The organism is Streptomyces montanisoli, from assembly GCF_017813245.1.
Taxonomy (GTDB): Bacteria; Actinomycetota; Actinomycetes; order Streptomycetales; family Streptomycetaceae; genus Streptomyces; species Streptomyces montanisoli.
Map to the genome: position 1 here is coordinate 13,137 of NZ_JAGIQL010000051.1, position 26,595 is coordinate 39,731.

Genomic DNA, 26,595 nt, shown 5'->3' on the forward strand with positions numbered 1-26,595 from the left:
GACGGGCCGTCACGGCGCCACTCAGGGCTCCTCGCCGACCCGGCGCAGTTCCACGTCCTTCGTCTCCCGGTACAGGAAGAACGTCGCCGTGCTGACCAGGCAGAGCGCCACCACGTACCACGGGTACCAGCCGGCGTGCCCGTGCGCGGTGAGGTACTCGATCAGGTAGGGCGCGGTGCCGCCGAAGACGGCGACGGTCAGCGAGTACGGCAGGCCGATGCCGCTGGAGCGCACACCGGTCGGGAACATCTCCAGCATGGCGGACGGCGCGGACGCGGCGCAGCACGCGAACAGCAGCAGGGCGGCGGCCATCACCGCGAAGAGGCGGACCGCGGAGTCGGTGAGCAGGGTGAAGAAGAGCGGGGACAGGAGCGTGAAGCCGGCGCCGAAGGTGATCAGCAGCGGCCTGCGGCCGTAGCGGTCGGAGAGCGCGCCGAAGAAGGGCAGCGCCGCCATGAAGAGCAGTTGCGCGCCCAGGGAGGCCCAGAGGGCCGCGTTAACCGGGATGTTGTGGGTGTGCTGTGCGTACAGCGGCAGGTAGGACGCGAAGGTGTAGTAGACGACGGTGGTGCCCAGGGTGAAGCCGACGACGCGGGCAGTGGCCGCTGGATGCCGCCGCAGCACGCGCAGGGCGGGGTTGCGCTGCGGCGGGCCCGCGGCGGAGAAGGCGTCCGTCTCCCGCATCCGGCGCCGCAGGCACCAGCCGTAGACGGCGAGCAGCGCGCCGAGCGCGAAGGGGGCGCGCCAGCCCCAGTCGGCGAGCGCTCCTGAGGGCAGCGCGGAGCGCAGCGCCAGCGCGAGGAGGGTGGCGGCGAGCGTGCCGAGCGTCGTGCTGATGTAGATGGCGCTCGAATAGAGCCCACGGCGCCCACGCGGCGCGATCTCGTTCACGTACGTGCTCATCGCCGTGACCTCGCCGCCTGCCGACAGGCCCTGCACGGCCCTGGCCAGCACGAGCAGCGCGGGCGCCGCGACGCCGGCGCTCCCGTAGGTCGGCGCGACGGCGATCAGCAGGCTGCCGCCCGCCATCAGCAGCAGCGAGAGCCGCAGGGCGGCGGCGCGGCCGCGTCGGTCGCTGTACGCGCCGATCAGCGCGCCGCCCAGCGGACGGAAGAAGAAGCCGACGGCGAAGACCGCGAGCGCCCCGAGCACCGAGACGGCGGCGCTCTTGCCCGGGAAGAAGCGCGGGCCGAGCAGCGCGGCGAACGCCACGTAGGAGCTCCAGTCGTACCACTCCATGGCGTTGCCGATGGACGCCACGGCCACGGTCCTCAGGCGGGCGGCTCTCGTACGCCCCTGTGGGAGCGGCCGGGGCAGGGCAGCGGCGGCGGTGTTCACGACGCTCCTCCCGAGGGGGACGAGCCGGGCAGCGGGACCCCGGCCTCGGCGAACGCCGCGTGAGCCGCGGCATGGTGGGCCCGGGCCCCGGCGTGGTCCCCGGTGAGTTCCGCGACGTCCCCGAGCACCTGCCTGGCCCTGGCCGCGTTCAGCCGCTGGCCGCTGGGCTCCGACACGGCGAGAGCCCGCTCGGCGCACTCCCTCGCACGGTCCGGGTCGCCGAGTCTCAGGTACAGCGGGCCGAGCGCGAGTAGCACCTTGCCGCGGGCCACCCGGCTGGAGCCGGCGTCGACCAGGGCCATCGCCGCCTCGGCACGGTCGACGGCGCCCTCGTTCCCGAGGAAGCAGTCGGCGACGGCGGTGAGCGCCAGCGCGTACGCCTCGCCGCCGGTGTAACCGATCCCCCGCGCGCCCTCCAGCGCCATGCCGGCGTAGCGTGCGGCCTCCCGCGGTTGTCCGAGGCCCGTGCTGATGGCCGAAAGAACGCACAGGGTCTCGATCTCGTAGGTACGGTCGCCGCACTCCTTGAAGGCGGCGAGTGCCTGCTGGGCCGACTCGAACGCGCTCGCACAGCGGCCCAGGTCCTCGTCGACGAGCGCCAGGCCGTACAGCGAGATGCTCCGGTCGTACGAGGAGTCGATGGCCTCCGACACCTTGAGCGCTTTGGTGAAGCAGTCGCGCGACCCGGCGAGTTCGCCCGACGCCTGACGGACGAGGCCCAGGTTGCGCAGCCCGTACGACCTGATGTGGTGCAGGCCCTGCTCGTCGGCCGAGGCCAGTGACGCGGTGATGAACGCCGTCGCCTCCCGCATCTCGCCGAGCGTCCAGCAGATGGAGCCGAGCAGCCCCAGTGTGGACGCCTCCAGGCGCGGCGAGCCGATCTGGCGCGCGATCTCCAGCGCGCGCCGCGCGGCGTCGTCCGCCGCGTGCACCTGGCCGAGACTCAGGTGGGCCAGGCTCATGTTGTTCAGGGTGGCCGCCATGTCCTCCCGCATGCCGAGTTCGGCGTGCACGGCGAGGCTCTTCTCCTGGTGGGCGATGGCCAGCCGGTAGTCGCCGACCGTGTTGTGCAGGTTGGCCAGGCTGCGGTGCATGGAGGCGATGCCGTGCCGGTCGCCCCGCGCCTCGGCGGCGGCCAGGCCGTGCCGGGTGGCCTCGTCCCACTCGCCGCGGTACTTGCCGGTCCAGAAGAACCCGCGCAGCGCGTCGGCCAGGTACCAGGAGAGGTAGTGCGGCCCCTCCGCGGCCTCCATGCCCCCCGAAGCCTCCAGGCCCTCTGTGGCCTCCGTGGCAAAGAACCGTACGCAGGTCATCAGGTTGCGCCGTTCGGAGAGCAGCCATGCCATGGCCTGGCTCTCGTCGGCGAAGCCGTCCACGTCCGAGGGGGCCAGTGCCCCGGCGGGCGGGGCGAGCCGGATGAACTCGGTGTGGAGGACGTCGGCCGCTGCGCATGTCTTCGCCAGGTACCACTGGCCGAGGCGCTCCAGCGCCTCGGCGCGTTCGGGCGCGGTGTGCTCGGCGTGCGCACGCTCGCGCGCGTAGTCACGCAACAGGTCGTGGAGCTGGTAGCGGCCGGGCGCGTGCTGCTGGAGGAGGTTCGCCGCTTCGAGCCTGCCCAGGCCGGCCCTGGCCTGGGCGGTGCTGATGTCCGTCAGCGCGGCGATCGCCTCGGGTGAGAAGTCGGAGCCGGGGAACAGCCCGCAGAGCCGGAAGACGGCGCGGTCGTCGATTGCCATCGTGTCGTACGACAGGGCGATGGCCGTGGACACGGCGGACGCGGTGTCGCCCTCGACGGAGAGCGCCGCGAGCCGGTCCCCCTGCCGCAGCCTTTCCAGGTACGCGCCGGTGTGACCGCCCGGTGCGCTGATCAGGTTGGCGGCGGCGATGCGCAGGGCGAGCGGCAGGTAGGCGCACAGGGCCGTCACCTCGCGCACCACGTCGGGCTCGACCGGTACCGCGGCCTGCCTCAGCATCTCGGTGACGAGTTCGCGGGACTCGGCGGGGCTGAGGGTGCTGAGCTGGATCACCTGCCCGCCGTGGCTCACGGCGAGTCCGCGCAGCTTGCGGCGGCTGGTGATCAGCACGGAACAGCCCGCGTCGCCGGGGATCAGCGGCAGCACCTGCTCGATGGCGGCGGCGTTGTCCAGCACCACGAGCACGTTCCTGCCGGCGAGTTTCGACCGGTAGAGGTTGACCAGTTCCGTCAGTTCGACGGGGATCTGTCCCGCGGGCACCCCGAGGCTGCGCAGGAACTGCGGCAGCACCTGCTGCGGGGTCAGCGGCGTTTGCTCGCCGCCGTGTTCGTGGCCGCGCATGTTGACGTACAGCTGCCCGTGCGGGAACCGCTCCCGTACCCGCCGGCCCAGGCAGACCGCGAGGGCGGTCTTGCCCACGCCCGGCGGTCCCGAGAGCACGACGACCGGGACGCCGGTACGTGCGGGGTCAGGCGGCAGCAGGGCTTCGACGCGCGCCACGACGTCGCTCCTGCCGACGAACCCGAGGGAGAGGGGCGGCAGTTGGGCGGGCGCTGTGAAGCTGTGGCCGGCCTGGGCGCTGAAGCCGTCGGGGTTGGCGAGGCCCGGGTCGGATTCGAGGATGCCGGAGTGCAGGGCGCGCAGCCGCTCGCCGGGTTCGATGCCGAGCTGCTCCACCAGCTCGCGGCGTGCCTGGCCGTAGACGGCCAGCGCCTCGGCCTGCCGCCCCGACCGGTACAGGGCGAGCATCAGCAGGCCCCAGAAGTTCTCCCGCAGCGGGTTGTCCATGGCGGCGGTTCGCAGTTCCTTCACGAGCTGCGCGTGCCGGCCCAGGCCTAGTTCGGTCTCGAAGTAGCTCTCCAGCACGGTGAGCCGCTCGTCCTCCAGGGGCGCGAGTTCGTCCTGGCGCAGCGCGTCGGAGGGCACGTCCGCGAGAGGGGAACCCCGCCAGGCGTCCATGCACTCGGCGAGCAGCCGTGCTCTCTCCTCCAGACCGGCGGTGTCGTGCGCGGCGCGTGCCAGCCGGCGGAACCGGCCGAGGTCGAGTTCGTCCTCGCCCACGTCGATGCGGTAGCCGTGCGGGGACGTCACCACGATGTCGTGGTCGCCGAGAAGTACCCGCAGGCGCCTCACATAGGTGTGGAGAGTGGCGCGCGGATTCGCCGGCTGCTTGCCGCCCCAGAGCCATTCGGCAAGACGTTCGTTCTCGACCACTCTTCCGGCCCGCAGCAGCAGCGCGACCACGAGAACGCGCAACTTGCCTGAGTCGATGACGATTTCTTTTCCGGCGACGGAAATGAAGAGCGGTCCCAGAATTCGGAAGTCATTGGTATCCGGGCCCTTTGCGGGTCCCGTTCTCGCCCACGTCACAGTTGCCGACTCCCCCAGTCGTTCACGCCGCGGCCCGCGAGGACCGTACCAGGGAATTGATCCCGACCGTTCCCAACTCCCGGGCGTTCAGCATAGACGAGCACACGCGAAAGCCCGCGGGGCCCAGCTGTGAGCCGTGTCGCACGCGGCGCCTTCGCGGAATGCGGCCGCGGGGATCCGGAAACCGCCGTCAGGCGGTTCCGGTGAACCACGTGAGTATCGTGGTGGAGGGTGCGGCGAGGGACACCTCGTCGAAACGGAATGCTCTGCTCGCGTTTCGAATTGTGCGCAGGAACACTTCCTGAATCCCGTCTTCCGCATCGGCGTCCGTAACCGGTGCTGCCTCGGGTGTGGTGTGCGCCACATTGGATGTCCCGTTTCCTTGCGCCGCGGCGCGTCCCGAACAGGTTCTGCCCGTCCTGTTCGTCCTGTCCGGCCTGCCCGTCCTGTCGCGTGAATGTGCGGGGATTCGGCGTGCATGACGCATCTCGGCTCCATTCGTAGGACTCACTGCGATCCGCCCGCGTTCCCCGGCCGCACGCGCAGCACATGGTCGGTGATGAGCTCCCCCAGGATCGGCGACCAGTGCGGCGGGAAGAGGTGGCCCATTCCGGCGATCCGGCGCAGGCGCGAATGCGGCAGAGCGCGGTGCAGCGCCGTGCCGTGCTCCAGGGGGAACACCGGGTCCTCCTCTCCGTGCACGACGAGCGCCAGGACGTCGAGGGACCGTATCCGTTCGGTGAGCGGCGGCATGCGGTCGAGCGCCGCCGTGTGGCGCCCTGCCGTGTCAGGACGGGTGTCACGCTCCCTGGCCCGCGCGACCAGGCCCTCCCAGTAGGCCCGGTCGAACGGTACGGACGGCCCGAGCAGTACCCGCCAGCCGTCCACCGCCGCCGCGCACTCCTCCTCGGCGGTCGACGGTGGAACGGCACGCAGCCGTGCCACATGGTCGAGCATCGGGGCGCGCGGCCCCGGCAGCCCGCTGACCGGGGGCCTGCACGCGTCGCCGTTGGCATCCGGCGAGCTGGACAGCAGGGTCAGCGAACGGACAAGGCCCGGATGGTCGAGGGCGAGCAGCTGCGCCACCATCCCGCCCATCGACTGGCCCACCACGTGCGCCCCGGCCAGGCCGAGCCCCGTGATGACCGCGGCGGCATCGGCGGCGAGTTCGGGCATGCCGTAGCCGACGGCGGAGCGCGCGGACAGCCCGGTGTCACGGTGGTCGTAACGCACCACGTAGTGGCCGGCCGTGGCGAGCAGCACGCACAACTCGTCCGGCCAGACGATCCCCTGCGCCCCGCCGCCCATCACCAGGAGAACGGCCGGATCGCAGGCCCTGCCGAACGCCTCCACCCACAGGCGTGCGCCGTCCGCCGCCTCGACGTATCTCTCCACAGCCCCGTAATTCCCTGTCCTGGTAAGGTGCTTCGGTCCGCCGATCATTCGCCACGAGGGACCCATGACCAGCGCACACACGGCACTCGTTCTCATTGATCTGCAGCAGTGGATCGTCGACATGCCGTGGCAGCCGGCCGGCGGTCGCGAAGTGGTGGACTCCTGCGCGCGGTTGCGTGACCGCTTCGAACGGGCGGGCTCCCCCGTGGTCCTCGTGCGCTACCTCAGGGCCGACGGCGCCGACGGGGGCGCCCAGGCCCCGGCCAACCTGCTGGTGCCGGGCATCGCGCCGCGCGACGGCGACCTGCTCGTCACCAAGAACGGCCTCGACGCCTTCGAGGGCACGGACCTCGACGAGCGGTTGCGCGCACGGCAGGTCACCGGGATCGTCCTGGCCGGCCTGTCGACCGCCCACGGGGTCGCCGCGACCGCCGCGGCCGCGGTGGCGTCCGGCTACGAGGTGACCGTCGTCACCGATGCCACCGCGAGCGTGAGCGAGGCCGAGCACGACGCGGCGCTGCACGGCCTCGCCGGGCTCGGGGCCCGGACCTGCCGGGCCCAGGACGTCCTGCCCGAAGGCGTTACTGGAAGCTGACCGCCGTCGGCTTCACCACGTAGACGACCCGGTCGGGCGCGTCCGGCGGCGGCCCGTCCAGCCGCATCCCGTACCGCTGCGCGAGCGTCATGAAGAAGGCGCCGGTCGGGTCCTCGTCGATGCGTACCACCTCGCCCCGGATCTCCAGGTAGCGGTACGGCTGCTCGGGGTCGTTGACGGACACCGCGACACGCGGATCGGCCGTCACGTTGCGGTACTTGTAGCGGGTCGTGGTGTTCGTGAAGCGCACGAACTCCCCGTCCCAGGAGAACCACATGGGGTTCACCTGCACCCCGCCCGCCTCGCGGATCGTGGCCAGATGGCCGAACAGCGGCCTCTCCAGCAGGTCCGCATGGCTTTCCGGAACGAGACTGTCTGTCATGCCTGCACTTCCTGTCGGGCTTCATCGGTGTGTTCGGTGTGGGGTGACGGCGCCTGCCGTGCGCCGTCGTCGCCGTGCCGGCGCGGTCGTTCCCCGGACGCCTGCTGCCGGGTGCGCAGCAGGGGCCTGAAGAGGTCGGTGAGTCTGGCACGCATCGCCGCCGCGTCGTCCTTGACGGTCCAGTCCACGTGCCCGTCCGGCCTGGCGAGCACGGCGACGCGCCTGCCGAGGCCCGACACCACCCGGACGTCGACGACCTCGGCCAGCTCCGCCTCGCACCAGCCGACCAGCGAGCGCAGGGCACCCGCGTCAGGGTCGGAGACGAGCAGGGTGTGGCGCAGGTCGTCCAGCGCGGACCGCAGCGGCAGGGGCACCAGCGCGCCGGGGACGAAACCGGCGCGCCCGCGCCCGGCGCCCGGCTCGGCCGCGTACCTCGTGCGCAGTCCCGCGAGCCAGGGGACGTAGGCGAGGTCGAACAGGCGCAGGCCCGAGGCCACCCGCAGCGCGTTGTCCCGCAGCGCCACCTGGTGGCCCTTGCGCAGCAGCCAGATCCGGGTCTGCACGTCGGCCTGGCGCACCACCGACTTCGCGACGTCGCCGCGCTCGCTCACGTAGCTGTCGAGGAGCCGGTCGCCGCTGCGGCCGTGCCAGACGAGGGCGAGCTTCCAGGCCAGGTTGTGCGCGTCCGTGACCGAGGTGTTGAGTCCCTGCCCGCCGGCCGGGCTGTGGATGTGCGCCGCGTCCCCCATCAGGAAGACCCGGCCGACGCGTGTGGTGTCCGCGTGCCTGGCGTGCACGGAGAAGACACTGATCCAGTCCGGCTCGCGCAGGGCGATCCCGCCGGGGCCCCGCTCGTCCACCAGGCGCTGCACGGCCGCCAGGTCGGCCTCGTCCTGCGTGAGCCCGGGCGGCGCGGAGGTGAAGACCCGCCACCGGCCGTCCGGCAGGCCGCAGGCGACCAGGATGCCGCGGGGCGAGCAGAAGTAGTGCGTCATCCGGTGGTCGAGCCGCGTGTCGACCAGCACGTCGGCGACGACGAAGCGCAGTTCGTACGTGGAGCCCGTGAAGTCGACCCCGAGCCGGTCGCGCACCGTGCTGCTCGCGCCGTCGGCCCCGATCAGGTGGGAGAAGTCCTCCGTGGACTCCGTGCCGTCGGGGCCCCTGAGCGTGGCACGCACCCGGTCGGCGAGCTGGTCGAATCCGAGGAGCTCCGTGCGCCACTCGGGCGCGCCGCCCACCGAGGCGAGGTTGGTGCGCAGCACTTCCTCGACGTCCGGCTGCGGGCAGATCAGCGGCCGCGTCGCGGGCCGGTAGCGCAGGTTCGCGATGACCTTGCCGTCGGAGTAGTACCGCATCTGGGACTGGGGAAGGGCTCGTACGGAAAGGAGTTCGTCGCCGCCGACGCGCCGGATCAGCTCCAGCGTCCGCGGCCAGAGCCCCAGCGCCTTCGACAGGGTGCTCGGGCCCTGCGCCCTGTCCACGCAGCGGACGGGCACTCCGCGCCTGAGCAGCTCCGTCGCCGTGGTGAGGCCCGCGGGGCCCGCGCCGACGACGAGCACGGGCAGCGAGCCCGCCGCGCCGGTCATACGGCGGCCTCCTCGTGGCCGAGCTCCGCCTGCCCGGCCTGGCCTGCCTGCCCGGCCTGGTCCGCCTGGTCCGCAGCCGGTTCCGCGGTGGGGGCGCCCTTGCGGTCCCGCAGCATCACGGAGACCAGCACGGCGCTCGCGGCGCAGATGGCGGTCACCGTCCACAGCACGGTGTGCAGGGCGCCGGTGTAGCTTCCGGTGAGCAGCGACAGCAGTCCTGAGTGCGCGGCCCCCGTGGTGCCCGCGGCCGCTCCGGCCACGTCACCGCTGATGGCCTGGTCGGCCAGGTGGTGTGCGTCACGGCCCGCCCCGCCGGGGAGCGACGCCAGGCCTTCGGCGATCCTGCCACTGGCCGAGTTGAGCAGCACCGCGCTCATCACCGCGATGGCGAACGCCTCACCCGCGAGCCGCATGGTGTTGAACATGCCCGCGGCCGCACCCGCCTGCGCGGGCTCGACGGACGTGATCGCCACACCGTCCACAAGTCCGGCCGTCATGCCCATCGCGATGCCCAGCAGGAGCAGCGGGCCGGCCAGCGCGCCCACCGAGACGTCACGGTCCACGACGGTGAGCCAGGCCGCGCCGACGGCGGCGACGACGAGGCTCAGGCCCAGCACCAGCCGGGTGGAGACCCCGTGCTTGACGAGCTTGCTCACGATCAGCGGCACGACGAGCACCGGCAGGGTGAGCAGCATCATGGTGGCGCCCGAGGAGTTCGTGCCCATGCCGACCACGCCGGTGAAGTACGTCGGGAGCAGCACCAGCAGGCACACGAAGCCGAACGACAGCGCGACGGGGATCAGCGAGACCGCCATGAACCGGCCCTGACGCAACAGGGAGAGCTGGAACATCGGCTGTTCCTGGCGGAGTTCGACGATGGCGAAGAGGGCCATGAGCACGGCGGAACCGACGAGAAGCAGAAGAATCTCCGCGCTGGTCCAGCCCTGCTGCGGGCCCCGCATCACGGCGAGCATGAGGCAGAAGAGGCTGAGGGTGAAGGTGGTCGCACCCGCCCAGTCGACTCTGGTCGCAGCGGGGTTCCTGGACTCGGGCAGCAGCGGGACGGCGATCAGCACGAGCACCGAGACGATCAGGTGCGAGAGGAACACCGCACGCCAGCCGAACGCGTTGACCAGCAGCCCGCCGGTCAGCGGTCCCAGCGCGAGGCCGGCGCCGGCCGACGACCCGAGGATCGCGAACGCCCGTCCCTGCGCGGCGCCTTCGAACGAGGTCGCGAGGATCGCGGCGCCCGAGGTCATGACGGCGGCGGCGCCGAGGCCCGCCACGGCGCGGCTCGCGTCGAGCACGGCGATGTTCGACGTGACCGCGCTGACCAGGGTCGCGGCGGCGAAGAGCGCGGTGCCCACGCCGAACACACGACGGCGTCCCAGCTTGTCCGAGAGGGAGCCGCAGACCAGCATGAAGCAGGCGAAGGCGAGGTTGTAGGCGTTGACCACCCACTGCAACGGGGCCAGTGAGACGTGCAGGTCCGCGTTGATGTCGGGAAGCGCGACCGAGGCTCCGGTCAGCGAGGCCGGCAGGACCAGGACGGCGAGGCAGACCGCGATCAGGGTGATGTTCGGGTTGCCGCGCCCGGTGGCCGGTGGGGCCGTGCTCATGGGGTGTGTTCCTTCCGATGTGGGGGATGCGGTGGTACGGGGCTTGGTGTGCGGTGGGCCGGGCGGGGCGGGTACGTGCCGCCGCGCCTGGCGGCTTCTCAGGCGGGCCGTGCGACGACGACGCACGTGAAGCCGAAGCCGCCGCCCGCCGAGACCGCCAGGGCGATCTCGCCGGGAGCGAGCAGTTCCCGCTCCCGGATCGCGGCGAGGTTGGCCGGCGTGTCACCGGCGCCCAGGTGGCCGGTGAGCGTGCCGAGTTCGACGATCTCCGCCTTGGTGAGGCCTTCGAGCGCCGGGTGGTAGGTCTCGCGGCGCACCTTGAGCCCCACCCGGGGCAGTGCGAGCAGCTTGACGCGCGGGTCGTCCTGGGCGATCCCCGCCTCGGCGAGGCTGGTGGTCACGACGGAGCGCAGGGCGGTGTGCACGCCCTGGTAGAAGCCGTCGAGGCCGGCGTCGGTGATGAACGCCTTCTTCGTGCGCCTGACATCGACCCGGCCACTGATCCAGCGCGCCGCGGGCGTGAACGGGTCACGGCCGCGGTGCAGTCCCTCGGCGGACGACACGGCGGCGCTCGCCATGCCGAGCAGCGTGAACTCGTCTGCGTCATCGTCGCGTTCGTGCAGGAGCATGGCGGTGGCCCCGTCACCGTAGAAGACGCCGTAGTCGCCCGCCCAGCGGTCGAAGCCCTCGTCGGGGAAGCGGTCAGCCGTGGTGACCAGCGCGGTGCGGGCCGACGCGTCGGCCATCAACCGGGCAGCCGCCGCCTCCAGAGCGGTCCCGCCGCCGTTGCACATCACCTGGATGCCGAGCGGGACGCCCCGGACCGCGCCCACCCGGTCGGCGACGTAGTGTGCGGGCGACCAGAAGTCGTGGCCCTGGTGATGGATCCAGGCGTGCGCGGTGAACCCGAGATCCTGGCCGTGCCACTGCGCTGCCGCCAGCGCCGCCCGGGCTGCTTCCACCGCCATGTCCGGCGCCGACACGTCGTCCGCGACCGGCACCTGGGTGACACCGACCTCGGCCACGTCGTCGGGGCTGGTCCTGCCGCGCGCGACGGCGTCCGCGGCACTCTCCACGGTCTCGGGCAGCCAGCTCCTTACGGCCCTGATGCCAAGGCCCCTACCGAGTTTCACGACTCAAGCTCCCTCATGGATCGGTTCGGCGGGTACGGCCTGTCGCAGCCGGGTCCAGCCGAAGCGAGTGGCGTTCTCGACGAGTTCGGGGGCGTCACCGACCACGCCCGCGCTGCCCACGCTCCGCAGCAGCGGCAGGTCCGACGGGTGGTCCCCGTACGCGAAGCAGTCCTGCGGCCGGGCACCGGCCTGCCGCATCAGGGCGCGGGCGGCGGCCGCCTTGCGCTCCCCGATCATCGGGGCGCCGGGCACGCGTCCCGTGTAGCGTCCCGCGGCGGTCTCCGGCTCGGTGCACAGCACGTGGCTCGCGCCCAGGTGCGCGGCGATGGGGTCGAGGCAGGCCCGGAACGAGCCGGAGACCAGGACGATCGCGGCGCCCCGCGCACGCAGCCCGGTCAGCTCCGCCACGACCTCGCCGTGGAAGAAGCCGGGGCGGGCCGCGTGGGTGCCGAACCACTCGCGGCCACTGCGGGCCACTGATTCCTGCGACATGCCCGCGTAAGCGCGGTAGTAGAGCCGGTTGGTGCGCTCGCGTGGCACACCGTCAGCGGCCATGGCCGCGAGCCGGCCGACGACCTCCTGGTAGCGGACCGGGTCGGCCAGGTGGAAGTCGAGGAAGGAGAACATGCTCTTGACGTCGATGAGTGTCTCGTCGACGTCGAAGAACGCGAAGCGTGCGGCGCCCATCCGGTCAGTACCTGCTTCCCTGCGCGGCGGGCAGCGCGTCGAGTTCGGCCAGGTCCTGGCCGGTGAGCACCAGATCGGCCGAGGCCACGTTCTCGCGCAGGTAGCGGGGGTCCTTCGTGCCGGGGATGGGCACGACGCGCTCGCCCTGCGCCAGGGTCCAGGCGATGGCGACCTGGGCAGGGGTGGCCGACCGCCGGTCGGCGACCTCGCGGATCACGTCCACGATCCGCTGGTTGGCCTCCATCGCGGAACGGTGGAAACGGGGGCTCGCGGCCCGGAAGTCCGTCTCCTCGAACTGGCTGGAGTGCAGGGTGCCGGTGAGGAATCCGCGGCCGAGGGGCGCGAACGGGACGAAGCTCGCCCCCACGTCCTCGCACCACCGCACCATGGAGTGGGGCCCGCCCTCGAGCGCGTCGCGCGTCCAGAGCGAGAGCTCGGACTGGACGGCGGTCACCGGGTGGATGCTGTGCGCCTCGGCCGCCTGTCCGACAGTGGGTTCCGAAAGGCCCAGGTAGCGCACCTTCCCCTGGTCGACGAGGTCGGCCATCGCGCCCCACGTGTCGGCGAGCGGCACCGCTGGGTCGATCCGGTGGACGTAGTAGAGGTCGATGACATCGACGCCGAGCCGCCGCAGGCTGGCCTCGACGGCCGAGCGCAGGTAGCCGGGCGAGTTGTCGCGGTGGGCCGAACGCGCCTGGAGGTCCTCAAGCACGATGCCGAACTTCGTGGCGACGAGCGCGTCGTCGCGCCTGCCCGCGATGGCCTTGCCCACCAGCGACTCGTTGTGGCCACCGCCGTAGAGGTCCGCCGTGTCGAGCATGTTCACCCCGAGGTCGAGCGCCTCGTTGATGACACGGACGGAACGGGCGTCGTCGCGTGCGGACTCCTGGTAGAGCCAGCTCATGCCCATGCACCCGAGGCCGACGCTGCCCGTCTTGAGTGTTGTGTTGCCCAGTTCTCTCAGGCGCACCTTCTGTGCCTCCTCTTCGTGTGTCTGCCGGTTTCGTGTGACTGCCGGCTTCGTGTACCGGCCGGTTTCGTGTGTCCGCCGGTGGTTGTCACGCCGCCGCGAGGACGAGCGCCGCGTTGTGCCCGCCGAAGCCGAGCGACGTGCTGACCGCGATCTCCATCTCGGCCCGCCTGGCCTCCCCCGACACCACGTCGATGTCGATCTCGGGGTCGAGCCGCGTGAGGTTGGCCGTCGGGGGTACCACCGAGTGGCGCAGTGCCAGCGCGGCGAAGCCGGCCTCGACCGCGCCCGCCGCGGCGAGCGGGTGGCCGGTGACCCCCTTCGTCGACGTGACGAGCGGGCGTTCGCCGAGCACGCGGCGCAGCACCCGGCTCTCGGTGACGTCGTTCAACGGGGTCGATGTGCCATGGGCGTTGACGTGGTCCACGGCGTCGGGCGCGATCCCCGCGTCGGCCAGCGCGGCCCGCAGGGCGCGCTCCATCCCGGCGCCGCTCGGGTCGGGCGCCGTCGCGTGGTAGGCGTCCGACGAGGAGCCGAAACCCACCACGTGGGCGTACGGGCGTGCTCCGCGCGCGCGGGCGTCCTCCGGCCGTTCGAGCACGAGCATCCCCGCGCCCTCGGCGGCGACGAAGCCGTCGCGCGCCGCGTCGAACGGCCGCGACGCGGCCGCCGGGTCGTCGGTGCGCCCGGAGAGGCCGCCCATGCGCTGCAGCCCGGTGATGGCCGCCGGGGTCAGCGCCGATTCGGTGCCGCCGGCCAGCACGATGTCGCAGGCGCCGCCGCGCAGCAGGTCCCTGGCCAGGCCGATCGCCGTCGTACCCGACGCGCATGCGGTCGCGGTGACCATGCTGGGGCCGCGGGCACCGACGTCGATCGCCACGTATCCGGCGACCATGTTCGGCATGCCCATGGGGATCGTCAGGGGTGAGACGCTCTTCGGTCCGTCCTCGAGCAGCCTGCGGTGCTGCTGTTCCCAAGTAGCCGTGCCGCCGAGCGAGTTGCCCACGATCACACCGACCCGGGTGCCGTCCCAGGTCTCCGGGTCGAGTCCGGCGTCCGTCACCGCCTGGCGCGCGGCCACGATCGCGAGCTGGGTGAAGCGGTCGAGCCGCCAGGCAGCGGCGGGTCCCAGCAGCGCGGCCGCGTCGAAGCCGGGCACGCGGCACGAGAAGTCGACGGCCAGCCCGGCGAGTTCGGGGTCGCGCGTGGCGGTCGAGCGTCCGGTCATGACCGTTGCCCAGGCAGCGGCCGCGTCGGCGCCCGCGGCGGTGACGAGGCCGAGGCCCGTGATCGCGACGCCCGAGTGCTCCCGGGGTGACGGGTTCACGCGCGCACGCCCTGGGAGTCGATCAGTTCGACGGTCTCGCCGATGGTCGTCCCGCCCTGGAGGAGGTCGTCGCCGAGCGAGATGTCCAGCTCCTTGTTGAGGAGCATGGTCAGCTCTATCAGCGCGAGCGAGTCCAGCGCGAGATCCTTGTACGCGGCCGTCGGCACGACCTTCTCGGCGGGCACGCCGAGCTTCGTGACGAGCAGGCCGGCCAGCGTCTCCTGTGCAGCACTCATGTTCTTTCCTTCACTCGCTTTCGCAACGGTCACGTGCGGGTTCGCGCGCCGCGCACGTGCGGAATGTTCGAGGTGGTGGTCACGGCTTCGGGGCCGGCAGCGGTTCGGCGGACAACCGGGGAAGCTCCAGCGCCGCCGCTCCCCAGGTCAGCCCGCCGCCGAACGCGCACAGCAGCACCCGGTCGCCGGGGGCCATCTCGCCGGAGTGCACGGCATCGGTCAGCGCCAGCGGTATCGAGGCGGCGACCGTGTTGCCGACCCGGTCCAGGTTCACCACCAACCTGTCCTGCGGCAGGCCGAGTTCGCTGCCGACGGCGGCCAGTATCCGGGAGTTCGCCTGATGTGCGACCACCCGGTCGACGCTCTCGACGGGCCAGCCGACGCGCTGGGTCAGAGCCCGGCAGGACTCGCTCATGCGCGTCACCGCGTTGCGGAACACCGAGCGCCCCTGCATCCGGAAGAAGCGGCCCTCCGCGTCGGGCAGGCCGTTGGAGCGGTGTTCGGACCCGCCACCGGGCACGGTGATCAGATCGGCCTGCGAGCCGTCGCTGCCCAGATCGAATCCGAGCACGGCGCCGGGCTCCCGTGCTGTCCCCGCGCGCAGCACGACGGCCCCGGCGCCGTCTCCGAAGATCGCCCTGGTGGTGCGGTCCCCGGGGTCGAGGATGGTGGAGAACGTGTCCGCGCCGATCACCAGCGCGCTGCCGGCGACACCGGCGCTGATCATGCTCGCCGCGCTCGCCAGGGCGTAGAGGAACCCCGTGCACACGGCCCCCACGTCGAACGCCGGTATCTCGCCGAGCCCCAGCGCGGCGGCGACCTCGGGCGCCGTGGCGGGGCAGGGGTGGTCGGGTGTGGTCGTCGCGAGCACCAGCAGGTCAACCGACGCGGTCCCGGCCGATGCCAGGGCGCGCCTGCCTGCCTCGACGGCGAGTCCTGAGGTGGACAGGCCGGGCGTGACCACGAACCGCTGCCGTATCCCGGTGCGGCTGGTGATCCACTCGTCGGACGTGTCGAGCTGCGCCGCGAGGTCGTCGTTGGTCACCAGGCGCGGCGGCAGCCAGCCGCCGACCCCCGACAGCACCGCCGTACGTCCGCTCACCGCGTGCTCCGCCGGTGCGACGCGGGGACCGCGGTGGTGTCCATGGTGCCTGCCGCGATCTCGGCGCCGCTCTGGTGGAAGGAGACCCTGTGGACGGCGGTGCCGTCGTCGCGCCGGCCCTCCGGCCTGGCGTTGACCGTCGTCGGTGCGTCGAGTTCGGCGAACCGGGAGAAGGCGAGACCGAATCCGGCGACCGCGGTCGTGTTCGGGGAGTGCCCGAGGAGCTCGGAGCCGGCGAGCAGGCACGCCTGCCGTGCGGCTTCGGTGAGGACCATTCCCGGCAGGTGGTCCTGCGCGTGGTCGAACATGCTCGCGTTGTCGCTCGGCACGCGCACCCCGGCCGTGACGCTCTCCCCGTCCCGTACCGGGTCGACGAGCAGCGCGTTCACCGGGTTCGTCCTGCCGACCTCGCCCGGCGCGGTGGTCGCCCGGGTGAGGGGCACGTCGTCGGACGAGACGGGCGCGCTGCCGCGCCTCCCCGAGCGCACGACGGAGTAGGCGGCGGAGGACAGGTAGCCGACCTCCAGGTGGACGTCGCCGACCGGTTCGCCCGAGACGAGCAGGCGGATGTCGTACGTCACCGCGCGGGCGGGCACCGAAGCCCCGAGGGGGCAGTCCGTCGTCACGTCCATGGTCAGCTCGGCCGGGTCGCAGGCATGGGCGGCGAACAGCCCGGGCAGCCGCATGGACCACGATTTCAGGACGAACTTGGTGTCGTCGCCCACCCCGAGGTGGACGTGCGCGCCGTAGGTCTCGGCCTGCCGCGCGCACTCGAGGAGCAGGATCGGGTCGATGGCGGTGTGCCCGGCGTGGTCGGTGAAGTAGGCGTGGGAGGAGGGCAGTTGCGCGCCCGCCAGGAAGCGGTTGTCACCCGCTGACTCGGTGTCGGTCAGAAACACCTCCGACAGCGCACGGCGGTGCAGCAACCGCCGGTCGACGGACCGGACGAACCGCAACTCGCGCGCTTCCGGAAGGAAAGCACTCGTGGACACCGTCATCGACGGAAAACCCCTCTCTGAATACCCGGCAGGCCGGGGCAGCCGCGGTCCCCCGTCCCCGCGCGGCCGGCACCGTGGGTGCGGCCTGCGGAGTCGTTCGCGGCTGACGAGAGGAGAAGCTAACGGGCGGCCCTTTCATCTCACTGTCGGCAGGAGTAAGGCCCCGCCGGCCGAGGCCAAGTCCGGGAAGTCCTGCGCCGGTTCAGGCCTGCAGGTAGGCCAGGACCGCCAGGACCCGCCGGTTGTCCTCCTCGGACCTGCGCAGCCCGAGCTTGGCGAAGATGTTGTTGCTGTGCTTGGACACGGCCTTCTCCGTCACGAACATGCGTGCCGCGATCGCGGCGTTGGTGCGGCCCTCGGCCATCAGCGACAGCACCTCGCGCTCGCGCGGGGTGAGTGCCCGCAGCGGTTCGTCGTCCTCGTGCCTGGCCAGCAGTGACGCGACCACGTCCGGGTCCATCACCGTCCCGCCCGCGGCGACCCGGCGCACCGCGTCGATGAACTGCCCGACGTCCGACACCCGGTCCTTGAGCAGGTAGCCGACCGCGCCCGCCCGGTCGGACATCAACTCGCGGGCGTAGAGCTGCTCCACGTACTGCGAGAGCATCAGCACGGGGAGGCCGGGGAACCGCGCACGGGCGTCGATCGCGGCGCGCAGTCCCTCGTCGGTGAACGTCGGCGGCAGCCGCACGTCGACGACGGACACGTCAGGCCGGTGCGTGCGCAGCGCCCGCGCCAGGGACGGGCCGTTGTCCACCGCCTCGACGACCTCGAACCCGTAGGCCTGGAGGATCCGGATCAGCCCGTCGCGCAGCAGGGCCAGGTCCTCGGCTACGACAACTCGCATGGCAGCGACATCCTCACGTCGGTCGGTCCGCCGGCCGGGCTGTCGATGCCGACGGTCCCGTCGAACGCGCTCAGCCGCCGGGCGACGCCGAGCAGCCCGGTGCCGCCATCGAAGGATGCCCCGCCGCGGCCGTCGTCGCTGACGAGGATACTCAGCCGGCCCGCGCCGCCCGCGGTCCGCTCGTACTCCAGCCGGATCGCGATGCGGCGGGCATGGGCGTGTTTGACCGCGTTGGCCAGGGCCTCGGCGACCGCGAAGTAGGCCGCCGACTCCACGGCGGCCGGCAGCCGCCCGGGGACGCGGACGTCGACCGTGGTGGGCACCGGGTTGCCGAGTGCCAGGGCCTGGATCGCCCCGTCCAGTCCGCGGTCGGCCAGCACCGGCGGGTGGATGCCCCGCGCCAGGTCCCGCAGCTCCGTCAGCGCCGCCGAGGTCGATTCCCGTGCCTCGGCCAGCAGGCCCGCCACCGCCCGCGGGTCCTGCGCCAGCAACTGCTCCGCCAGCCCCAGGCTCATCCCGAGCGACGCCAGGCGTGCCTGCGCGCCGTCGTGCAGATCCCGTTCGATGCGGCGCAGCTCACTGGCCTGGCTGTCGACGGTCTCGGCCCGCGAGGCCGCCAGCTGCGCCACCCGAACCCGCAGCCGCGCCTGCTCGGTGGGGGCGAGCAGTGAGCGGATCACCCACGCGTTCAGCCGCGCCAGCGGCACCGCGCTGACGTACCAGAGGACGAGGAGCGCCAGGCCGAGCGGGACCATGACGAACGATGCCCCGACGCTCCCCAGGTGCACGTAGGGGCCGAACGGGGTACGGAACACCTGCGCCGGGGTCAGGGCGAACTCCAACGGATACAGCAGGTAGAACACCCCGGCCGCGGAGATCAGGAACGAACCGCCGGCGGTGAACCATCCGGTCACCGAGTCGACCGCGAGCCAGAGCCAGTCGCGCCACGTCGCCGGATCCCTGAGGACGACCCCGAGTCTGGTCAGCCAGTTGCCCTCCGGGATCGGCAGGTAGGGGGCGGCGACCGGCTCGCCCGTCCACCGGCCCGCCCACGCGCGGTGCCGATCCGCGAACCATCGGACCGCCACCGTCGCCAGCAGGGTCACCGGCAGCCCGGCCCCCATCAGGACAAGACCCGCGGCCGTGCTCCACAGCAGCAGCAGGGCGAAGGCCACCGCCGAGGCCATCAGCAGCACCAGCGACCAGCCGAGCAGTTCCAGGCGCACCGCGAGACCCGCGCGCGGGGCACGTCCGGCCGGGACACGGCCGGACGGCCTGGGTACACCGGGGGCGGGACCGGTCATGAGGTGCACGTCATCGTGGTGCGGATCGAGGTCATACCCTCATCCTGCCGGTCCCTCCCCCCGCGCACAGTGGGGTTTTGCCCACCCCACTCGGGGTTCCACCACCCGTGTCAGGGACCGGCGCTCCCAGCAGAGTCGAACACGTCGATGAGAACACCAGTCGCTGGGAGACCACCATGACCGCCAACACGCACCGCCCGACCAGGACACGCCGCACAGCGATCGCCGTGGGCGTGGCGGCGGCCCTCACCGGGATCCTCGCGGGCTGCGGCCACGACGGCACCGCCGCCGCGTCACACTCCGCGGCGTCACACCCCGCCACCTCCCACTCCGCCGCGAGCACACCGGCCCGGCCTGCGTCCGGGCTGCACATGGTCACCAACCACGGACACAAGCTGGCCTTCCACGTCACCGCCGGGCGCCTGCCCGCGATCGTCCTGGACGCCGGCGGCGGCAACGACTCCTCGTACTGGAAGGACATCGTCCCCGACCTGGCCAGGAAGACCGGCTCCGAGATCATCACCTACGACCGTGCCGGGATGGGCGCCAGCGACCCCGTCCCAGGACCGTGGAAGGCCCAGAACGCCGTCTCGGACCTGGAGGCCGGGCTGAACAAGCTCGGCGCCACCCACGACGTGATCCTCGTGGCCCACTCGGAGGCCGGGGAGATCGCCACCTATGCCGCCCGTAAGGACCCCGGCCGGTTCGCGGGGGCCGTACTCGTCGATGCGAGCCTCCCGCAGTTCAGCACCGACACCGAGATCGCCCGTGTCGCCGCCGCCACCCAGGCGCAGCTCGAGGCGATCAAGGCGAAGAAGGACACGTCCGTCACCAAGGCGGACCGCCAACTGCTCGCCGTGGCCGCCGACTACGTCGCGGACCAGCGCGCCTACCACCGGATCTCCTGGCCCGCGAGCGTCCCCGCCACCGTGATCGTCTCCGCGAAGACGCCGTTCCCGACCTCACCGCCCGACGCCCAGGCGTGGCGCGCCGCGCAGGCCGAGTTCGCCGGGGCGGCGCCCAACCGGACCCTCGTCACGGCGGCCCACAGCTCCCACGACATCCCCCTCGACCGCCCCGGCCTCGTGGAGGCCCGGATCGCGGCCATGGTGAAGACCGCCCGCTGACGAACCCGTCCCGCTTCCTGTCCTCCGATTCCCAGGAGCGCTCTGCCATGTCCGCAATCGCGCGATGGTGCTTCCGGCACCGGTTCACCGTCGTCACGCTCTGGGTCGCGACCCTGGTCGCGGTCGCCGTCCCGTACCTGATGCTCGGCTCCGGCTACAACAACGCGTTCGACCTGCCCGGCATGGAGTCCACCAAGGCCCAGAGCCTGTTGCGGGCCCACACGCCCGCGCAGGCCGGCGACAGCGACCAGATCGTGATCCACACCAGGCACGGGTCGGTCCGTGACCCCGCGGTCCGCCGCAAGGTGGCCCCGATGCTGACCGAGGTCGCCGCGCTGCCGTCGGTCGCCTCCGTCCAGTCCATGTACGGTGCGGCCGGCGCCGGCCGGATCAGCCCCGACGGGGCCACCGCCTACGCCACGGTGACGTTCGACGCGCAGGGCGACCAGGTGCCCGTCGCGGACACCGACCGGGTGATCCGCACCGCGCAGTCCGTCGCCGGCCCCGATATGCGGGTGGAACTGGGCGGCGTGGCGGTCACCGACGCGACCGGCACCTCGACGCCGAGCACCGAGTACATCGGCATCCTGGCCGCGGGTGTCATCCTGTTCGTCGCCTTCGGCTCCCTGCTCGGGATGATCGTGCCCCTGCTGGTGGCGATCGCCGGCGTCGGCACCGGAATGATCACCGTCGGCCTGCTCTCGCGGGTCACCACCATCGGCACCATCGCCCCGACCGTCGCCGCCCTCATCGGCCTGGGTGTCGGCATCGACTACGCCCTGTTCATCGTCACCCGCTACCGCGGCGCCCTGCGGGAGGGGTCGGCTCCGCAGGACGCCGCGGTGCGGGCCCTGAACACCTCAGGACGCGCCGTCCTGTTCGCCGGCGGCACCGTGATCACCGCCCTCCTCGGCATGCTCGTCCTCGGCATCACGCCTCTGACCGGGATCGGTATCGCCGCCGCCGGCACCGTGCTGTTCACTGTCCTCGCCTCAGTCACCCTGCTCCCGGCCCTGCTCGGTGTGTTCGGTGGCCGCCTGATCACCCGCCGGCAACGCCGGCGCCTGGCCGCCGGCGGCCCGCAGGCGCACCCCGCCGGTGACGGGTTCTGGGGCCGCTGGGCCGACTTCGTCGCCCACCGCAAGGCCGCGCTCAGCGTCGTGGCGCTCCTGGTCATCGCCGTGCTGTCCCTGCCCACCCTGTCCCTGCGGCTGGGTGCGGCCGACGCCGGCAACGACCCAGCCGGCACCACCACCCGGCAGGCCTACGACCTGCTCGCCGACGGCTTCGGACCGGGCTCCAACGGCCCGCTGGTCCTGGTCACTCCCCTGCACGGGCCCGCCGACGCGGCCGCGCTTGGCGGCCTCGCCGCCACCATCCGGCACACCCCGGGTGTCGCTTCGGTGCGGACCGCCCCCATCACCGCCGCGACCACACTCGGCGTCATCGACGTCGTCCCCACCGGCGCGCCCCAGGACCAGGCCACCAGCGACCTGCTCGGCCACCTGCGCCATGACGTCATCCCCGCCGCCGAGAAGAACACCGATCTGGACGTCCATGTCGGGGGCGCCACCGCCACGAGCGACGACTTCGCCCACGTCCTGACCGGCAAACTCCCGCTCTTCCTCACCATCGTCCTCGCCTTCGGATGCCTGCTGCTGATGATCGCGTTCCGCAGTGTCGTCATCCCGCTGACCGCGGCGGTGATGAACCTGCTCGCCTCCGCGGCGTCCTTCGGCGTCGTCGTCGCCGTCTTCCAGTGGGGCGCGGGCTCGGAACTCCTCGGCGCGGGCAAGGCCGGCCCGGTCGAGTCGATCCTGCCGGTGATCATGCTGGCCATCCTCTTCGGCCTCTCGATGGACTACCAGGTCTTCCTGGTCAGCCGGATGCACGAGGACTGGCTGCACACCAAGGACAACCACCACGCCGTCCGCGCCGGGCAGGCCGGCACCGGACGCATGATCACCGCCGCCGCCCTCATCATGGTCTGCGTCTTCATGGCCTTCGTCTTCGGCGGTCAGCGCACGATCGCCGAATTCGGCGTCGGCCTCGCCACAGCGGTGGCCATCGACGCCTTCGTCCTGCGCACCGTCCTCGTCCCGGCGCTCATGCACCTGTTCGGCAGGGCCAACTGGTGGCTGCCCGCCTGGCTCGACCGCATCCTGCCCCGGCTCAGCATCGAGGGTGCGCCGGCTCAGGCCCCCGCCCCCATCGTTGAGGCAACACCGGCGGCGGACCGCCCGCGCCCGCTTCCGCTTCCTCGCCCGCTTCCGGCGGCCCGGGAGCACAGGAAGAACGCCCACGCCCAGCCCCGCCCGAAGTCGCTCACCACCGCCTACGCCTGGTGGTTCTTCCTCGGCCTCTTCGGTGCCCACCACTTCTACCTCGGCAGGCACCGCCTCGGCCTGCTCCACCTCTGCACAGCGGGCATCTGCGGACTCGGCTGGCTCGCAGACCCGTTCCTCCTGCCCCGCCAGGTCCGCGCCGCCAACGACAGGCTGCCCGCCGGGAGACCGCGCCGGCCGGACCCGCGTATCCCCACCCCAGCGGGGTGAGGTACGGATCGCCGCGGGTGCGCATACTCGGCACCATGAACAAGCACGGGCAACTCGCCGACTTCCTCCAGGCACGCCGGGGCCTCCTGCGGCCCGAGGACGTCGGGCTGCCGTCAGCCGTTGTCGTCGCCGCGGCAGCCCTCGGCGCCGCCGTGCCGGCCGACGCCTCGCCGGCGGCCCGCGGGCCGCTGACCGATGTGCGGATCTCCGACCACTTCGACCTGGACGCCGGCCAGATGCCGGAGAACGTCGCCCTGCTCCCCGACGGCACTGCCGACGTCACCTTCGCCGGCGCCCGCCAGGTCGCCCAGATCTCCCCCCATGGCGCGACGCGTGTCCTGGCGACGCTGCCCGCGCCCGCGGACGGCGGCGGCAACACGCCCGTCCTCGGTTTCGCCCTGACCACCGGCATCGTCCGCACCGGCGACGGCACCCTGTACGTGCTGTACGCGACGGGCACCGCCGACCTGACGGGGCTGTGGCGGATACGTCCAGGGCACGCCCCGCGGCGCATCGCCGCGCTGCCCGCCGACGGCCTGCCCAACGGGCTGGCGCTGGACCCGCGCACCAAGCCGCTCTACATCACCGACTCGGTGCTCGGCACGGTGTGGACCGTCCCCACCACCGGCGGCACGCCCACCGCATGGTCCACCGCTCCCGAGCTCTCCTCCACCGGGTTCCTCGGAGTCAACGGCGCGAAGTTCCACAACGGCGCGCTGTGGGTGACCAACCTCGACCGGGGCACACTGCTGCGCATCCCCGTCGGCCCCCACAACCGCGCCGGAGCACCGCAGGTCAGGGCGTCAGGCCTGGTGGGCCTGGACGACTTCACCTTCACCGGACGCGGCAACCAGGTCCTGGCGGCGCTCAACGGCCCCAACAAGGTCGTGCGCATCCTCCCCGACGGCACGGCGACCACACTGCTGGACGCCGCCGACGGACTGCAGGGCCCCACGTCCGTCGCACTGCACGGCGACGACCTGGACGTGTTCAGCGCCGCATACACCACGAAGACCGACCCCAACCTGCTGCGCGCGCACCTGCGCGGCGGTCGCCGGTGAGGGTCTGAGCCCATGCGGTCCGCGGGTGAGGCCCGTCAGCGCCCCGGCCCGGAGACGTCCTGGGTGCCGAGGACGGCGAGCAGATCGAGGAGGCCGGCGCTGTCGGTGCCCACCGCGGGGGTGAACCACAGCAGCCGCTGCCGGCCGTCCTCACTGAACAGGTTGAGGCAGTTGACCTCGATCAGGCCGAGTGCCGGGTGGTTGATGCGTTTGCGGTCGTCGCGCCGGAAGGCCACCTCGTGCTCCGCCCACAGGGCGGCGAATTCCGTGGAGGCGCCGAGCAGCGAGCCGATCATCGAGCGGGCCTCGGTGTCCCGCGCGTCCCGTCTGGCGGCGGCCGCACGCAGGTCGGCGACGAACGCCCGGGACTGCTGTTCGTGGTCGGCCTCGGGGTACAGCCCCCGCGCGTCGGGCTCGGTGAACCACCGGTGGACGAAGCTGGCCCTGGCGCCGCGCAGGCCGGACTGGTCGCCGAGCAGCGCCACCGCAGGCGCGTTCTGCACGAGGGTGACGTGCAGATCGGTGATGACCTGCGCCGGCGTCGACGTCAGGCGGGTGAGCAGGTCGAGCATGCCGGGGTGGACGTGCGAGGCCGCCCCGCCCAGCGCGGGCAGCGGGCGGTCCGCCAGGTGGTACAGGTAGTCGCGCTCGTCGGAGGTCAGGCGCAGGGCACGCGCCAGGGCGGCCAGCATCTGCTCGGAGGGCTGGGGGCCCGCGCCGCGTTCGAGTTCGTTGTAGTAGTCGACGGACGCCCCGGCGAGCTGAGCGACCTCGTCGCGGCGCAGCCCGGGCACCCGGCGGCGCGGCCCGTGGGGCAGCCCCACATCGGCCGGGCGGATGCGGGCACGCCGCGAGCGCAGGAACGCGCCCAGCTCGGCGCGGCTCGCGGAATCCATGCCTCCTGTTGCACCCACACGGCCATTCTGCGGCGGGCCGGTCCGCCGACCCAGGGGATGGCATCCCCTGGTTCCGCCGGCCGGCGGCGCGCATCGTGGACGGCGAGGAAGAAACACCCGCTCGATCGAGGAGACGCACTCATGCCTTTCGCCCACTTCAAGGTCCCCGCAGGCACCGTCACCGCCGAGGACAAGAAGAAGATCGTCGAGCGCACCACGGACCTGTACGCGGAGATCTACGGCGAGCGCGCACGCGCCACGACCGTCGTGCTGGTCGACGAGGTCGCCGACGGCGGCTGGGGCGTCGGCGGCAACGTCCTGACGGCCGCGATGCTGAACGGCGACGCGTGAGCCCGGGCCCGCCTCGCGAGTGCGGCCGGCAGCCGGGCACGTTCCGCCGACCGTAGCGCGGTGCGGTTGGGCGGAGGTTATGCGGCGAGAAACCGGCAGACGTCGCTCAGTTCGGCGTCGAGCGCCTCCGCGCCGAGCGCCTCCACGCCGAGCGCCTCCACGTCGAGCGCCTCCGCATCGCGTGCCTCCGCGCCGGCGCCGGGCAGGCCGCCGTCGAACGGCTCCACGACTGCACCGCGTGCCCGGTCACGGCGCCAGACGCCGCGGACCAGCCCGTCCACCACGACGGTGGGGCTGATCTGGCCGCCGCCGGGCCGTACGAGGTGTTCGTGCTCGGGTTCGACCGACAGTCGGCGGTCCGCGTACCCCACAAGGTAGTTGTCGTAGGCCGGCAGCAGCCGGACGTCGCCCGTCGGCTCCTCGCACCGCGGCGCGTCGGCGGGCAGCGCGTACTGGTCGACGCCCCCGACGCGGCACGGTTCGAGCTCGCCGCCCTTGAGCAGTCGCTCCCACGCGGAACGTACGGCAGGCAGCCCGAGCCCCGACCAGGTGGCGAAGTCGGCCGTCGTCGCCGGGCCGTGCGCCGCCAGGTACCTGCGCAGCAGTTCTCCGACCGCGTCCGCGCCCGAGGGCCCGGCGGATGCGGGCAGCCAGTCGCGCGCGAGCACGTAGGTGGCGGACCCGTCCTCTCGTACCGGGCCGAAACACGCGGTACCGAGCAGGGCCGAGCGGCGGACGAGGTGGAACGGGACCTGCCCGGACGCGTCGAGGCCCGCTTCGGTCATTCGCGCGGCGAGTTCGTCCCGTGTCAGAGGCCCGTCGGCGAGCGCCTCGGTGATCACTCGCTCGCCGAGCGCCAACTCGTCCGGCCCGAGCCGAAGTTCCCGGTACCGGCGCTCGCTGCGGCGCAGCAGTCGCGGTGCGAGCAGTTCGCGCAGCCGGCCCGCGTCGCCGGCCGGCACCAGGTACAGCGTGCCCCGCATGAACCAGCCGCGGACCAGGGTGCGTTCGGCGCCGAGCGCCTGGTGCACGTCCGCCTCGGTCAGCCCGCAGCCGCGTGCCCTGATCCCGAGAGCGGCCGCCCTCAGATCCTGCGCCTGCACGGCCAGGCACCGCTCCAGCACGGCGGGCACGGACGTCGCGCGCCGATCGCCCGCGACGCCCTGCGACCACGCTCGGAGCAGTCTGGCCTGAGACGCGCCGAGTTGCCGCACGTTCGTTCCCCCAGGGGTCCGTGACTGCCATCCGTGGCTGCCGGCCGTGGCAGCCCTCGGCGGCTGCCGCTGCGGGGAAGCGTAGCCGCCGCCGGTACTGGGAAGTGGGTTCGTGGTGTGCGTGCCTCCCTGGGGGTGGGATGCGCTCCCGGACAGCACGTACCCGGTGCGGCACCCTTCGCAGGGGCACATCAGGCGTCCGGGTCGAGCGGGTCATGTAGGTGAACGCTGGACTGCACTGTGAACCGTGACGGGAAGTGACGGTAACCGCCGTGAGGGTGACGGGTCAACCCCGCAGCGGAGGCCAACCGTTCGGCCGCCGACACGAGTCGCGCGCCGCCAAGATGTTCACGTCCATGAGCGGCGGCCGCTCGGGCCGAAGCCCCGTCTGCACGGCGAAGTGAAGTTCCCCCTGTGAGCTGGACAGCCTGATACTGGGACGGATGGTCCCGGAGGAAGCAGTCACAGATAGTGAGCAAGAAGAGCAATACGAGTAAGCGGTACACGGCCGAGTTCAAGCGGGACGCG

The 26,595-nt window shown here is 72.5% G+C and carries 23 protein-coding genes; 5 read left to right on the forward strand and 18 right to left on the reverse strand.

The annotated features are described in order from the left end of the window. Window positions 1–21 precede the first annotated feature (21 nt). The 4 genes from JFN87_RS14865 to JFN87_RS14880 all read right to left on the reverse strand — a co-directional run bounded on the left by JFN87_RS14865 (window position 22) and on the right by JFN87_RS14880 (window position 6,077). Window positions 22–1,260, reverse strand: coding sequence for an MFS transporter (locus JFN87_RS14865; protein WP_209340520.1), 1,239 nt, complete (start codon window positions 1,258–1,260; stop codon window positions 22–24). A 74-nt stretch (window positions 1,261–1,334) separates the two neighbouring features. Beyond that, window positions 1,335–4,568, reverse strand: coding sequence for an AfsR/SARP family transcriptional regulator (locus JFN87_RS14870; RefSeq protein ID WP_209340521.1), 3,234 nt, complete (start codon window positions 4,566–4,568; stop codon window positions 1,335–1,337). Window positions 4,569–4,872: 304 nt separating this feature from the next. Then, the gene (locus JFN87_RS14875) at window positions 4,873–5,046 is read right to left on the reverse strand and encodes a hypothetical protein (protein ID WP_209340522.1); all 174 of its coding nucleotides are present in this window, start codon (window positions 5,044–5,046) and stop codon (window positions 4,873–4,875) included. Between the two features lie 143 nt (window positions 5,047–5,189). Next, the gene (locus tag JFN87_RS14880; protein ID WP_209340523.1) at window positions 5,190–6,077 is read right to left on the reverse strand and encodes an alpha/beta fold hydrolase; all 888 of its coding nucleotides are present in this window, start codon (window positions 6,075–6,077) and stop codon (window positions 5,190–5,192) included. 64 nt (window positions 6,078–6,141) lie between these two features. Here JFN87_RS14880 and JFN87_RS14885 point away from each other — a divergent pair, with 64 nt between their 5' ends. Next, window positions 6,142–6,672, forward strand: a complete 531-nt coding sequence (locus JFN87_RS14885) for a cysteine hydrolase family protein (RefSeq protein ID WP_209340524.1) — start codon at window positions 6,142–6,144, stop codon at window positions 6,670–6,672. Here JFN87_RS14885 and JFN87_RS14890 read toward each other — a convergent pair. The 12 genes from JFN87_RS14890 to JFN87_RS14945 all read right to left on the reverse strand — a co-directional run bounded on the left by JFN87_RS14890 (window position 6,659) and on the right by JFN87_RS14945 (window position 18,863). After that, on the reverse strand, window positions 6,659–7,054 hold the full coding sequence (locus tag JFN87_RS14890) for a PPOX class F420-dependent oxidoreductase (RefSeq protein ID WP_209340525.1): 396 nt from the start codon (window positions 7,052–7,054) through the stop codon (window positions 6,659–6,661). The genes JFN87_RS14885 and JFN87_RS14890 overlap by 14 nt on opposite strands. Beyond that, a complete protein-coding gene (locus JFN87_RS14895; protein ID WP_209340526.1) occupies window positions 7,051–8,640 on the reverse strand; it encodes an FAD-dependent monooxygenase in 1,590 nt (529 codons plus the stop codon). Before JFN87_RS14895 ends, JFN87_RS14890 begins: the two co-directional genes overlap by 4 nt. Further along, window positions 8,637–10,259, reverse strand: a complete 1,623-nt coding sequence (locus JFN87_RS14900) for an MFS transporter (protein WP_209340527.1) — start codon at window positions 10,257–10,259, stop codon at window positions 8,637–8,639. Before JFN87_RS14900 ends, JFN87_RS14895 begins: the two co-directional genes overlap by 4 nt. A 98-nt stretch (window positions 10,260–10,357) precedes the next feature. Further along, a complete protein-coding gene (locus tag JFN87_RS33690; RefSeq protein ID WP_209340528.1) occupies window positions 10,358–11,392 on the reverse strand; it encodes a beta-ketoacyl-[acyl-carrier-protein] synthase family protein in 1,035 nt (344 codons plus the stop codon). Between the two features lie 3 nt (window positions 11,393–11,395). Continuing rightward, entirely contained in the window at window positions 11,396–12,079 is a 684-nt protein-coding gene (locus tag JFN87_RS14910) for an HAD family hydrolase (RefSeq protein ID WP_209340529.1), read from the reverse strand. A 4-nt stretch (window positions 12,080–12,083) separates the two neighbouring features. Further along, on the reverse strand, window positions 12,084–13,049 hold the full coding sequence (locus JFN87_RS14915) for an aldo/keto reductase (protein ID WP_307865453.1): 966 nt from the start codon (window positions 13,047–13,049) through the stop codon (window positions 12,084–12,086). Window positions 13,050–13,137: 88 nt separating this feature from the next. Further along, entirely contained in the window at window positions 13,138–14,376 is a 1,239-nt protein-coding gene (locus JFN87_RS14920; RefSeq protein ID WP_307865454.1) for a beta-ketoacyl-[acyl-carrier-protein] synthase family protein, read from the reverse strand. Beyond that, window positions 14,373–14,612 carry an acyl carrier protein gene (locus JFN87_RS14925; protein ID WP_209340530.1) on the reverse strand — a complete coding sequence of 80 codons (240 nt, stop codon included), beginning with the start codon at window positions 14,610–14,612 and terminating at the stop codon, window positions 14,373–14,375. Before JFN87_RS14925 ends, JFN87_RS14920 begins: the two co-directional genes overlap by 4 nt. A 79-nt stretch (window positions 14,613–14,691) precedes the next feature. Then, window positions 14,692–15,714 (reverse strand): beta-ketoacyl-ACP synthase III, encoded by a 1,023-nt coding sequence (locus JFN87_RS14930; RefSeq protein ID WP_209340531.1) that lies wholly within the window; start codon window positions 15,712–15,714, stop codon window positions 14,692–14,694. After that, window positions 15,711–16,712, reverse strand: a complete 1,002-nt coding sequence (locus JFN87_RS14935) for an AfsA-related hotdog domain-containing protein (protein ID WP_209340532.1) — start codon at window positions 16,710–16,712, stop codon at window positions 15,711–15,713. The genes JFN87_RS14930 and JFN87_RS14935 overlap by 4 nt, the downstream gene beginning before the upstream one ends. A 202-nt stretch (window positions 16,713–16,914) precedes the next feature. Continuing rightward, window positions 16,915–17,559 (reverse strand): LuxR C-terminal-related transcriptional regulator, encoded by a 645-nt coding sequence (locus JFN87_RS14940; protein ID WP_209340533.1) that lies wholly within the window; start codon window positions 17,557–17,559, stop codon window positions 16,915–16,917. Beyond that, window positions 17,544–18,863: a sensor histidine kinase gene (locus JFN87_RS14945; RefSeq protein WP_209340534.1), complete on the reverse strand. Its 1,320-nt coding sequence runs from the start codon at window positions 18,861–18,863 to the stop codon at window positions 17,544–17,546. Before JFN87_RS14945 ends, JFN87_RS14940 begins: the two co-directional genes overlap by 16 nt. Window positions 18,864–19,039: 176 nt before the next feature. Between JFN87_RS14945 and JFN87_RS14950 the strand changes: the two genes are divergently transcribed. From JFN87_RS14950 to JFN87_RS14960, 3 genes are read left to right on the forward strand one after another with little or no spacing between them, the layout of a single operon-like run. Beyond that, the gene (locus JFN87_RS14950) at window positions 19,040–19,990 is read left to right on the forward strand and encodes an alpha/beta fold hydrolase (RefSeq protein ID WP_209340535.1); all 951 of its coding nucleotides are present in this window, start codon (window positions 19,040–19,042) and stop codon (window positions 19,988–19,990) included. A gap of 47 nt (window positions 19,991–20,037) precedes the next feature. Next, window positions 20,038–22,545: an MMPL family transporter gene (locus JFN87_RS14955; RefSeq protein ID WP_209340536.1), complete on the forward strand. Its 2,508-nt coding sequence runs from the start codon at window positions 20,038–20,040 to the stop codon at window positions 22,543–22,545. A gap of 35 nt (window positions 22,546–22,580) precedes the next feature. Beyond that, window positions 22,581–23,606, forward strand: coding sequence for a hypothetical protein (locus tag JFN87_RS14960; protein ID WP_245179699.1), 1,026 nt, complete (start codon window positions 22,581–22,583; stop codon window positions 23,604–23,606). 35 nt (window positions 23,607–23,641) lie between these two features. Here the strand turns inward: JFN87_RS14960 and JFN87_RS14965 are convergent, their stop codons facing one another. After that, on the reverse strand, window positions 23,642–24,502 hold the full coding sequence (locus tag JFN87_RS14965) for a helix-turn-helix transcriptional regulator (protein WP_209340537.1): 861 nt from the start codon (window positions 24,500–24,502) through the stop codon (window positions 23,642–23,644). 141 nt (window positions 24,503–24,643) lie between these two features. Here JFN87_RS14965 and JFN87_RS14970 point away from each other — a divergent pair, with 141 nt between their 5' ends. Continuing rightward, complete coding sequence (locus JFN87_RS14970) at window positions 24,644–24,853, forward strand: 4-oxalocrotonate tautomerase family protein (protein WP_209340538.1); 210 nt, start codon at window positions 24,644–24,646, stop codon at window positions 24,851–24,853. 77 nt (window positions 24,854–24,930) lie between these two features. On the opposite strand, the gene JFN87_RS14975 is transcribed toward JFN87_RS14970, so the two are convergent. Further along, the gene (locus JFN87_RS14975) at window positions 24,931–26,067 is read right to left on the reverse strand and encodes a winged helix DNA-binding domain-containing protein (protein WP_209340539.1); all 1,137 of its coding nucleotides are present in this window, start codon (window positions 26,065–26,067) and stop codon (window positions 24,931–24,933) included. Window positions 26,068–26,595 lie beyond the last annotated feature (528 nt).